Annotated in this window: 10 protein-coding genes and 2 pseudogenes; 11 read left to right on the top strand and 1 reads right to left on the bottom strand. The window is 63.9% G+C overall.

The window, feature by feature from the left end; translation table 11 throughout:
• The 4 genes and pseudogenes from C1876_RS18075 to C1876_RS17030 all read left to right on the top strand — a co-directional run.
• A pseudogene (locus tag C1876_RS18075) lies at window positions 1–143 on the top strand (electron transfer flavoprotein subunit alpha/FixB family protein); the annotation flags it as partial.
• Between the two features lie 242 nt (window positions 144–385).
• The gene (locus tag C1876_RS17040) at window positions 386–1,681 is read left to right on the top strand and encodes an FAD-dependent oxidoreductase (RefSeq protein WP_114547917.1); all 1,296 of its coding nucleotides are present in this window, start codon (window positions 386–388) and stop codon (window positions 1,679–1,681) included.
• Window positions 1,678–1,977 (top strand): ferredoxin family protein, encoded by a 300-nt coding sequence (locus C1876_RS17035; protein WP_114547916.1) that lies wholly within the window; start codon window positions 1,678–1,680, stop codon window positions 1,975–1,977. The genes C1876_RS17040 and C1876_RS17035 overlap by 4 nt, the downstream gene beginning before the upstream one ends.
• A 222-nt stretch (window positions 1,978–2,199) precedes the next feature.
• Complete coding sequence (locus tag C1876_RS17030; protein WP_158544736.1) at window positions 2,200–3,840, top strand: class I adenylate-forming enzyme family protein; 1,641 nt, start codon at window positions 2,200–2,202, stop codon at window positions 3,838–3,840.
• Here C1876_RS17030 and C1876_RS18070 read toward each other — a convergent pair.
• Window positions 3,837–4,817 (bottom strand): LysR family transcriptional regulator substrate-binding protein, encoded by a 981-nt coding sequence (locus C1876_RS18070; protein ID WP_244910196.1) that lies wholly within the window; start codon window positions 4,815–4,817, stop codon window positions 3,837–3,839. The genes C1876_RS17030 and C1876_RS18070 overlap by 4 nt on opposite strands.
• Before the next feature lie 260 nt (window positions 4,818–5,077).
• Between C1876_RS18070 and C1876_RS17015 the strand changes: the two genes are divergently transcribed.
• From C1876_RS17015 to C1876_RS16985, 7 genes and pseudogenes are all read left to right on the top strand, one after another.
• Window positions 5,078–5,887, top strand: coding sequence for an enoyl-CoA hydratase/isomerase family protein (locus C1876_RS17015; protein WP_114547912.1), 810 nt, complete (start codon window positions 5,078–5,080; stop codon window positions 5,885–5,887).
• 21 nt (window positions 5,888–5,908) lie between these two features.
• Window positions 5,909–7,309 (top strand): SLC13 family permease, encoded by a 1,401-nt coding sequence (locus C1876_RS17010; RefSeq protein ID WP_114547911.1) that lies wholly within the window; start codon window positions 5,909–5,911, stop codon window positions 7,307–7,309.
• Between the two features lie 41 nt (window positions 7,310–7,350).
• Window positions 7,351–8,145: an enoyl-CoA hydratase/isomerase family protein gene (locus tag C1876_RS17005; RefSeq protein WP_114547910.1), complete on the top strand. Its 795-nt coding sequence runs from the start codon at window positions 7,351–7,353 to the stop codon at window positions 8,143–8,145.
• Window positions 8,146–8,208: 63 nt separating this feature from the next.
• The gene (locus C1876_RS17000; RefSeq protein ID WP_114547909.1) at window positions 8,209–9,441 is read left to right on the top strand and encodes a CoA transferase; all 1,233 of its coding nucleotides are present in this window, start codon (window positions 8,209–8,211) and stop codon (window positions 9,439–9,441) included.
• A gap of 32 nt (window positions 9,442–9,473) precedes the next feature.
• Entirely contained in the window at window positions 9,474–10,625 is a 1,152-nt protein-coding gene (locus C1876_RS16995; RefSeq protein ID WP_244910195.1) for an acyl-CoA dehydrogenase, read from the top strand.
• An 81-nt stretch (window positions 10,626–10,706) separates the two neighbouring features.
• Window positions 10,707–10,907, top strand: a complete 201-nt coding sequence (locus C1876_RS16990; protein ID WP_114547908.1) for a hypothetical protein — start codon at window positions 10,707–10,709, stop codon at window positions 10,905–10,907.
• Between the two features lie 36 nt (window positions 10,908–10,943).
• Window positions 10,944–11,142: pseudogene (locus C1876_RS16985) on the top strand (electron transfer flavoprotein); the annotation flags it as partial.

The following is an 11,142-nucleotide window of genomic DNA, read 5'->3' as shown; positions in this document are numbered from 1 at the left end:
TGCAGCACATGGTGGGCTGCAACCGTTCTGGCATGGTTTTTGCTATCAACAAGGACAAGAACGCCCCGGTGTTCAAGCAGTGCGACTACGGCCTGATCGGCGACGTCAAGGATGTCTTGCCGGCGCTGACCGCTGCGCTGTAAGCTGGACACGGCGTGCTCCCCGGGCTCTCGCGAGCCCGGGGAAGCCGGTAAGGCTGTCATTCCGAGCGCTGCGGGCGGGGTGGACGCGGCATCCCCTCCTCTCCTCGACGAGACCTTCGCCAGCTCGTCGGTAGCACTCAACGCATCCCGACCGCCTCGCGCGCTCGGGATGACAGCCTCAGCGGTTCGAACGCGTGCACCTCGGCACTACTAGGAAACGGAAACGCAAGAAAGGATAGGACATGGCTGATTTCGACATCATCGTCGTGGGCAGCGGCTGCGCCGGCGCCGTGGCGGCCTACACGGCAGCGTCGGCCGGCAAGAGCGTGCTCGTCGTCGAGCGCGGCAACTTCGCCGGAGCCAAGAACATGACGGGAGGGCGCATCTACTCGCACTCCCTGAAGAAGGTGTTCCCCGACTTCGAGCAGGAGGCCCCGCTCGAGCGCAAGATCACCCACGAGCGCATGGCGTTCATGGACCCCGCGAGCCAGATGGCCATCGACTTCACGAGCCCGGAGCTGGCCGAGGAGGGCAAGGACTCCTACTCCGTCCTGCGCGCGCCCTTCGACCAGTGGCTGGCCGAGAAGGCCGAGGACGCCGGCGCCGAGTACATCTGCGGCATCGCCGTCGAGGAGCTTCTGAAGGACGAGGGCGGCAAGGTCGTCGGCGTGCGCGCCGGCGAGGACGAGATCACCGCCGAGGTGGTCATCGTGGCCGAGGGCGTGAACACGCTTCTGTGCGAGCGCAGCCTGGGCAACGCCCGCCCGAAGGCCTCCCAGATGGCCGTCGGCATCAAGGAGGTGTTCGAGCTGCCCGCCTCCCAGATCGAGGACCGCTTCCTGGTGCCCGAGGGCGAGGGCGCGGCCATGCTGTTCGTGGGCGACTGCACGCACGGCAACGTGGGCGGCGGCTTCCTGTACACGAACAAGGACTCCATCTCGCTCGGCCTCGTGGCCACCATCTCCATCGCGGCCGACGGCGCCAACGAGGTGCCGGTCTACCAGATGCTCGAGGACTTCAAGAACCATCCGGCCGTGGCCCCCATCATCAAGGGCGCGAAGCTCGTCGAGCACTCGGGCCACATGGTGCCCGAGGGCGGCTACGACATGGTGCCGCAGTACATCTTCGACGGCTGCCTCGTGGCGGGCGAGTCGGCGGGGCTGTGCATGAACATGGGCTACCAGGTGCGCGGCATGGACTTCGCGGTGGCGTCGGGCCAGATGGCGGGACAAGCTGCCGTGAAGGCGCTCGACGCGGGCGACACGAGCGCCGCGGGCCTCGCCTCCTACAAGCAGGCCATGGAGGACTCCTTCGTCATCAAGGACCTCGCGACGTTCCGCAAGTGGCCGCACACCATGGAGGGCTGGTCGAGCATGTTCACCGACTACCCGGTCATGGTGAAGGAGATCTTCAACGCCATGTTCAGCGTGGACGGCGAGCCGCAGAAGCCGCTCATGAAGCGCATGATGCCCATCGTGAAGCAGCGCGGCCTGTTCAAGCTGGCCGGCGAAGTGAGGAAGGCGGTGAAGTCGCTGTGAGCAAGGTGAGAGAGATCACGGTCAACGTCGACGAGTTCCTGGCGCTCGACAAGTACGAGGTGGACGAGGAGAACGCCCACATCGAGCTGGTGGAGGACCCCGACACCGAGGAGTTCCTCAAGCTCGTGCGCGTGTGCCCGGCGGCCCTGTACAAGATCGACGAGGACGGAAAGAAGTCCTTCGACTACGCGGGCTGCCTCGAGTGCGGCACCTGCCGCATCGCCTGCGAGGGCACCATCGTCAAGAAGTGGGAGAACCCCCAGCCCACCATGGGCGTGGAGTACCGCTTCGGCTAAGCCGCAACCCCCTGAAGCGCCCCGGCATCCCCGGGGCGCTTTTGCGTATGGGGGGGGGTGCGGGGGAAGGAAATTCGTTTCCCCGCGCGGTTTTTTCTTCTCCCCGATCGAAATCCCAGTAACGCGACCGTCTTCCCTTCGTCTCCGCTTGCGCATGCGGGCCTACAATGCGAGGCGTTGGAAGGGCGATCCGGGCGGGGTGGTGCGGCGATGGCGACGGGCATGGCGATGGAGACGGAAGCGGGAGCGGCGACGGAGGAGGCGGAGGCGCGCGAGCGTGTCGTGGCGAAGCAGCGCGCGGCATGGGAACGGGTGCTGGCCGGCCGGGAGCGCCCGGCGTTTCCCGCGCCTGACCTCACGCTCAAAGAGCGCTTCAACGAGCTCGCGCAGATGCAGCCCGACGCGCCCTACCTCGTGTACCGTGACGAGGAGCTGTCGTATGGCGCGTGCAACGAACGTGCGCGCCGGTTCGCCGCCGCGCTGCAGCGCCTCGGGTGCGGCCGTGGCCATCGCGTCATGCTGTGCATGGCGAACGCTCCCGATCTCGTGCTGCTGTGCCACGCGTGCTTCAAGCTTGGGGTCATCGTGGTCTGCGCGAACCCTCTCGAGCAGCGACGCGACCTACGGGCGAAGCTGGAAGATTGTCGCCCGCGCGCGGTGATCGCCGATGAGCGGTCCTATCCGTCGCTGCGCGATCTTGCCGAGGAGCTTGGAACCGCTGCGCCTTGCGTGCGGCTGCTCGCCTCTCTGCGCGTCGACGAGCTGCCGCCGCAGCCCGAGCCCGTCGTGCGCCTCGATCCCGACGACGTGCAGGTGCTCCAGTACACGGGCGGCACGACCGGCGTGATGAAGGGCTGCTGTCATACGAGCCGGGGCTACCTCGCGTCGAGCGCGGCCATGGCTCAGGCGTTCGTCCCCGTCCTGGGCGCGTTCCCCGCGCGCACACTCGTGGCACTGCCCATGGGGCATGGCAGCGGCTTCACCACCGCGGTCACCTCGCCGCTCATGGCGGGCGGCTCGGTGGTGCTCGTGGATGCGCTCAAGCCGTCGCTCGAAGACGTGCTGGTCGCCATCGAGCGCTCTCGTCCGACGGTGTGGCCCACCGTGCCGCTCGTCATCAACCGCTACATCGCCAACGAGGAACTGCGCCGTCGTTACGACCTGTCGTCGGTGCGCATCGTGCTTACCGGCGCGGCCCCTTTGGCGCGCGATACCATCCTACGCTTCGAGGAGCTCAGCCATGCGCGCATCACCGAGGCCTACGGGTTGTCGGAGGCGGTGAACGTGGTGACGCTGTCGCCGGTGGGACGTCCGGTGGCGGGGAAGGTGGGCGTGCCCCTCGCGAACACCGACGTGCTGCTCGTCGATGTGCGCACAGGGCGCGTGCTCGACGAGCCGGGCGCCGTGGGCGAGATCGTCGTACGTTCGCCCAGCGTGATGAAGGGGTATTGGAACGATCCGCAGCGCACGGCCGAGCAGCTGCGGGACGGGTGGCTCCGCACGGGCGATCTCGGCTCGTTCGATGAATGCGGGCTGCTGCAGATTGCGGGACGCAAGAAGGAAGTCATCATTGTGAGCGGTTTCAACGTGTATCCGCGCGACGTGGCCGAAGCGCTGCTCGCACATCCCGACGTGGCCGAGGCGCATGTGGTGGGCATCCCCGACGAAGAGCGCGGGGAGGTGCCCGCGGCGCTCGTCGTGCGTGCGCCGGGCGCGAGGCTCACCGAAGCCGACCTCATCGCCTTCTGCAAGCGCACCATGACGCGCTACAAGGTGCCGCGTCGCATCTGCTTCGTCGATGCGCTGCCCGCGCTCGGCAACGGCAAGCCCGACGGCGCGGCCATGAGCCGTTGGCGCTTCTAATCGCTTGAACGTCGGGCATCCTCGATGCGAGCCATAAGGTTCTGCCAGAACAGGCGCCCGCATTCGTCCAGATTCTCCTTGTCGCACATCACGTAGAGATTGCAGGGGATGGCAAGGTCATCGAGCTCGAACACGCGCATGCCGGGATGGTAATGGTGCTTCGTCGTGTCGCGATGCAATGCGATGCCGAAGCCACGCGTCATATCGGAGAAGAAGTATTCCTCATAGCTTTCAAACGGCGTGTTGCGAACATTGATGGAAATGCCCTTGTCGGCGAACTTCCTGCGCATCGTCGCGCCGGCGTTCATCATTTCGGGCGTATGGGGCAGCAGCAGCGTGAACCCTTCGAGGTCGCGCGCCGAGACGATATCTTTGTCGAACAGGGGATTGCTCTCGGTGATCCAGCACACGCCGCGCTCTTTGCCATAAAACACCTGCTCGTATCCCTCCGGAAGCGGTGTCGGCGCAGCGACGTGCGCGCCCAGTTCGTCGTTTTCTACGAGACGCACGGCCGCTGATATGTCCACCTTGCCTTCAGCCACCAGCTCCAAGCTTGCCTGCACGCTCGATACGAAGCGGATACCCACATGCTTGCCGGGATGCTCTCGGAGAAACGCGCCGCGCGTCATGGCGATGAGGTCCTCGAACGGGGGATAGTTGTACGTGCGTATGAGCAGCGATGTGGAATCGCGGGCGAACGCGCGGCATTCGTCGAACGCGGTGTCGGCCGCGTCGACGATCTTGTGCGCATGGGAGAGGAACTGGGCGCCCGTGGGGTGAATTCGATGCGGTCGTCGCGTTTGGCCAGCAGGGGAACCCCAAGCTCGCTTTCGATGAGCTTGATGTGGGAGCGCAAGGTGGGTGCCGAAAGAAAGAGCTCTTTCGCCGTTCGAGCGAAGCTCATCGTCGTGGAAAACGCGATGTATTCCCGTAGGTGGTTGATTTCCATCGTGACCCTTTCCTTTGGGGTGAATCATTCCGCGCAACGCCGTCAGTATACGCCATCTTGCCGGGGTTGACGCGTCGTCGCACGGTCGCGCTCCTGCGTCGCGTCGATGTTCGTTTCAGGGGGAACGAAATTCCTTCGGGGTGAAAAGATTTCTTCCCACCCCGCGCAATCCCTTTTCCAGCCTCGGCTTTCCCTCCCAGGTCAAAAGCATGAAGGCCCGTAGAATCGTAAGCAGAAGGAGTTCGAATCCGCCGTGATTCGAGCCGACGACCAAGGAAGGGAAGCGACATGACGGACCAACGAACGTACGAGAACATTCTCGTGGACGTGCGGGAGAATGTGTGCACCATCGCGTTCAACCGCCCCGAGGCGCGCAACGCCGTGACGAACGCGCTGCTCGTGGAACTCGAGGAGGCGCTCCTCGCCGCGAAGGCCGACCCCGAGGTGAAGGCGCTCGTGCTGACGGGAGCCGGCAGGGGTTTCTGCGCCGGCGCCGACCTCAAGGCCATCCAGGCCCCGGAAGGTGCGGAGCGCAACGTGGTGGACGACCTGGTACCCGTGAACAACGGCCAGCGGCTGACGAAGCTCATGCTCAACATGGAAAAGCCCATCGTGGGCGCCGTGAACGGCGCGGCGGCCGGCGCCGGGTTCAGCATGGCGCTCGCCTGCGACCTTATCGTGGCGTCGAAAAGCGCGTTTTTCGTGCAGACGTTCGCCACCGTCGTGGGCGTGCTGCCCGACTGCGGCTCCCTGCACTTCCTCACGCAGCTCCTGGGCACGTACCGTGCCAAACAGCTCATGTTCCTTGGCGAGCGCGTGCCGGCCGAAAAAGCATGCGAGCTGGGCTTCGTGAACGAGGTGGTGGAAGACGACGCGTTGCAGGCGCGCGCCTTCGAGATAGCCGCACGCCTGGCGAAGTCGCCCACGGTTGCCATCCGCTTCATCAAGCAGCTCGTGAACCGCGCCGCCTCGCTCAACTTGGAGGAGTCGTTCCAACTTGAGGCATTCGCCCAGGCCATCTGCTTCGCCACCGACGATTTTCGTGAAGGTACGTCGTCGTTCGTCGAGAAGCGCGCACCTCAATTCAAGGGTCGCTAGCCCGACCGGAAAGGGGATGTCATGAAGGGAAAAACGATAAAGCTCGTCATCTTCGCGCTCGTGTCGCTTGCCTGCGTGGCGCTCGGGTGGTTCATCGCCCCGCTCGAGGGGCTCGACCCTGGCGGCATGCGGTTTTTGGCGATCTTCATCTGGTGGGTGGTTATGCTCGTGCTTGAACTCACGCCACTGCACATCACCTCGTTGATAGCGTGCGTGCTGTGCATCGCAACGGGTGTTCCCGATGCGGGCGCGATCGTGTTTTCGCAGCTGGGGTCGCCGACGGTGCTGCTCATGCTTGGCGCCTTCGGCCTGGCAGCGGCCTTGGCCGCGTCGGGGCTGCTCAAGCGCATCGCATTGCGCGTCGTTCGCCTCGCGCCGAAAACTGGTCTCGCGCAACTGCTGTCGTTCGAAGCCGCTGCCGCGTTGATCACGCCATGGATTCCCGCAGCAGTGGGCAAACAGGCCATCCTCGTGCCTCTGGGAGAGCAGATTGCTGGACAGCTGGGATTCAAGCCTCATGGGCGTGCGCGTACGAGCTTCTTCTTGATCGTGCTGTTCTTCACGATTCCCGTGGGAGCGTGCTTCTTGACCGGATACGCCTCGGTGGCAACCGCTCTTGCTTTCATTCCCTACGAGATCAGTTGGGTCGGATGGTTACGGGGGTCTGCCGTGTACCTCGTCACCCTGATCGTGCTGCTCACGGCGTTCATCGTGTTCTACTTCCGCTCGTCGAAGGAAGATGCGGTCGACGACATCGACGCGGACGCCATTACGAGAGCAGTTGACGAGCAACTTGCGCAGATGGGCCGTATGAGCAAGAAAGAATGGTTCTCGCTCGCGGTTATGGTGGGCGCTGTCGCGCTGTTCCTCATGGGCGATCAGATCGGCGTTCCGGCGTACATCGTCGCGCTGGGCGCGTGGTTGCTGCTGGCCGTGGGCAACCTGTTCACGACGCAGGATTTCATGGTGAAGCTCAACTGGCCCATTCTCATCTTCATCGGCACCACCTTGGGATTGATCGGGCTCTTGCAGGCGACTGGCGTGGCGGCTTGGATCGCTAGCCTGACGGCGCCCATGCTAGCTCCGTTCATGTCGAACCCGTTTCTGTTCGTGGCCGCGCTCGTCATCTTGGTCTACCTGCTGCGTTTCGCCATGGTGGGGCCAACGGTGATCACGGCTTTGGCCGCCGCCATGTTCGCCTCGAGCGGTGTGGACCCCTTCGTGTACGTCTTCGTCATCCTGGTGTCCGGCATCGTGTTCTTGCTGTACTACCAGAACCCCACAGTCGTCGCGGCAATGGGATTAACCGGAGGGAACGTCGTCCAGAAGGACATCACCACCGGTGCAGTCGCCTTCATGGTGGCGAACTTGGCGGCCTTGCTGATCAGCGTGCCGTATTGGATGGTTTTGGGCATGATCTAGCCCCGGACTCATAAAAGCAAACTCGACGAAAGGAAAGCAGCATGGAACGCATCATCCTCACCAAGAAAGACCAGGTCGGCACTATCACGTTCAACTACCCGCAGCAGCTCAACGGCATCGGCGGCATCATGATCCCCGAGTTCAACGCGGCGTTTCGCGAGCTGGAGTACGACGACGACATCCGCGTCATCGTCATCAACGGCGCGGGCAAGGCGTTTTCCGGCGGCGGCGCCATGGACAAGCTCAAGGAGATCGGCGATGACCAGCAGTCCGGCGCCGTCGCGCCCGAGACGTTCGACATGCGCGAGATCAGCGAGTGGCCGCGTTTGATCCGCAACTCGTGGAAGCCCGTTATCGCCAGCGTGCACGGCGCGTGCGCGGGCGGCGCCATCGGCGTGGCGCTGCTGGCCGACTTCTGCATCTGCTCCGAGGACGCCTTGTTCGTGGAGCCGTTCGCCAACATCGCCATCTGCCCCGACGTGAGCGGAACCTATGCGCTCACGCGCCATGTGAACGTGAAGAAGGCCACACAGTACATCATGCTGGCCGACCGCATCAAAGCCGATCAGGCGCTTGAGGTGGGCATCGTCAACTGGGTGGTGCCGAACGACGAGCTGGAGGCCGAAACGGCCAAGCTCTGCCAGAAGCTCATCTCGAAACCCAAGAACGCCCTCAAGATGATGAAGCAGTTCATGACGCAGTGCTGCTGGGGCGATTTGGAGGACGAGCTGCGCTTGGAGTGGATGGCAAACGCCATCCTCACGAACAGCACCGACTTCCGCGAAGGCGTGGACGCGTTCGTGAACAAGCGCAAACCGGAGTTCAACAAGCGCTAGCCGCCGTCCGTAGACCGTACCGATGCCCGGAGCGTGAAGCTCCGGGCCGTCAAAGGAGTGCATATGTTGCAGAACCCTCATCTTCCCGCATTCGGCCCGCTATCGGGCGCCAAGGTTGCCCACGCCACCTCGTCGCTGGCCGGCCCTTTTCCGGCGCAGCTCATGGCCGACATGGGTGCCGATGTCATCTGGCTCGAGAACGTCAAAGGCCCCGATTATCTGCGGTGGGCGGGCAGTCGCGTCATCGACCAGGAGCGTCGCAACCAGCGCGAGATCGCGCTCGACATCCCGTCCGAGAAGGGCCGCGAGGTGCTGTTCCGCCTTGTCAAGGACATCGACGTCCTCATCGAGTCGTCCAAGGGCGGCCAGTGGGCCGGCTGGGGCATCACCGACGAGGTGCTGTGGGAGCACAACCCCGCGCTCGTCATCGTGCACGTGTCCGGCTTCGGTCAGACGGGCCTGCCCTCGCAGGTGCGTCGCGGCTCGTACGACCCCATCGCCCAGGCGTATTCCGGCACGATGATCCTGAACGGCTTCCCCGACCGCAAGCCCACGGCGCTCATCCCGTACGTGTCCGATTACATGACGGGCCTGTTCGCCGCCTATGCGGCACTCGCCTCGCTCAACAAGGCCAAGGAGACGGGCAAGGGCGACAGCGTCGATATCGCCCAATACGAGGTCATGCTGCGTTGCGCCTGCCACGCCACCGACTATATGACCGACGGCAAGGTGTACCCGCGCGAGGGCATGCATTCGGCCAACGTGGGAAGCGTGGGCACGTACGAATGCGCCGACGGAAAGGACCTGTACCTGTGCGCCGGCAGCCAGAGCTGTCTCAAGCGCCTCATTCCGCTCATCGGCCTGGAGTACGGTAGCGAGATGTTTCCCGAGGGCATGCCGCTCGTGTTCCTGGGCACCGAGGCGGGCGACGTGTACGAGGCGGCGCTCAGCAAGTTCTTCTCCGAGCACACCGCTGAGGAGGCCGAGCGCATCCTGCTCGAAAAGGACATCCCCGTCTCCCGCATCAACGACTACGAGGACTGCAAGAACGACGAGCACATGAACCTGCGCGGCGACTTCGAGACGTGGACGAACTTCGCGGGCGAGGAGATACGCGGCCTGGCTCCGCAGCCGAAGCTCAAGAACTTCCCCGTCAAGAGCTGGCGACCTGCTCCCGATGTGGGCATGGACAACGACGAAGTTCTTTCCGAGCTGGGCTACTCCGAGCAGGAGATCGCCGCGCTGTACGAGCAGCGCGTCATCGGCAAGCTCGATTCCATCCCGCACCGCAAGTAACCCGACCCATCATCCTAGAAAGAGAGACCGTCATGATCGATTTCAGCTTGACCGACGAGCAGGAACTGCTGCTCGAGAGCGTGCACGAGTTCATGGATCAGCATGGAAGCGAAGCTTACTTCAAAGAGTGCGACCGCGAGGGCCGCTATCCCACCGAGTTTATCACCGCGTTCAACGAAGCGGGCTTCGGCCTCTTGGGCGTCGACGAGGAGCTGGGGGGCACGCCGGTAGACTACATGACTCAGACGTTGTTCAACATGGAGCTGTACCGTCTGGGCGCGCCCATCAACTTTCTGGGCTTGAGCGCGCTCGCCATCCACGACCTGCAGTCCTTCGGCAACCGCGAGCAGCTGGCGCGCGTGTGCGAGGCCGTGCAGCAGAACAAGCAGGGCATGTGCATGGCGTTCACCGAGCCGTGCGCCGGTTCCGACAGCGCTGCGCTGCAAACCACGTACACGCGCCGCGACGGCAAAGTGTACCTCAACGGCCAGAAGACGTTCATCACCGGTGCGCTGGAATCCCCCTACGCGCTCGTGCAGTCGCGCACGTCCGAGCCGGTGGACAACCCGCTCAAGGCGTTCACGCTGTGGATGGTGGACCTGTCAAAGCCGGGCATCACCATCAACAAGCTGCACAAGATCGGCATGCACATGGTGAGCAATTGCGAGATCTACTTCGATGACGTGGAGCTCGACGAGAGCGACATGGTGGGCATCGAGGGCAACGGCTTCATGCATCTCATGGACAACTTCGAGGTGGAGCGCGTGAACGCCACCGCCGTCATGGTGGGCACGGCGTGGTGCGCCTACGAGGACGCGGCGAAGTACGTCACGCAGCGCGTGCAGTTCGGCAAGCCGGTGGGGTACAACCAGCTTGTGCAGGAGAAGCTGGTCGACATGTACTCCAAGGTGGAGGCCATGAAGTACATGGTGCTGAAGGCGGCCTGGGATGCCGACAACGGCAACTCGCTGCGCTTGTCGAGCTCCGTGCTCAAGCGCTTCTGCGCGCAGATGGCGAACGAGGTGGTGGACGACGCCGTGCAGCTGCACGGCGGCATCGGCTACACCGACGAGGCGCGCGTGTCCCGCCTGTGGCGCGACGTGCGCATCTCCCGCATCGGCGCCGGCACCGACGAGATTATGGTGAAGAACGCCGGAAAAGTCATCTTCAAGCAGTTCGCGTAAAGCGTCGAAGGATCTGGCCCGATGGACGGGGGCCGCCCGTGCTGGTCAGCCCCCGTCCGATGGAGTGAGAAGGGAGTCGAATTGGGCCTCTTGCATGAGCTGGCATCGTGGAACCGCTTTGCAGCGCGCTGGTGCCCGACTTGCACGGTGCATGCCGCGGCATGCACGCAGCCGTGGAATGCGGGCGCTCTGTTCGGCGACTGCTCGCTTGCGAGCATCGTGGCGCTCGCCGTGCTGCTGGAAAGCTGTTCGCGCGGCGCGCTCCCCGGCGTGTCGCAGTAAATCGCTGTTCGTTTCCGAAGGAGAATGGATTGCATTATGAAAATAGTCGTTGCATGCAAAGTCGTTGCAGATGACCAGGATATCGTCGTTGCCGCCGATGGGGGCCTCGACTACTCCAAGGCGAAGAACACCGTGTCCGCCTACGACCTGAACGCCATTGAGGCCGCCGCTCAGCTGGCTGCCGCCAACGAGGGCTCGAAGGTGATCGCCATGACCGTGGGAGGCGCCGACATCG

The sequence above is a fragment of the Eggerthella sinensis genome (assembly GCF_003339815.1).
Classification (GTDB): Bacteria; Actinomycetota; Coriobacteriia; order Coriobacteriales; family Eggerthellaceae; genus Eggerthella; species Eggerthella sinensis.
The sequence above is the reverse complement of the archived record's forward strand: the minus strand, read 5'-3'. Positions and strand labels throughout refer to the sequence as shown.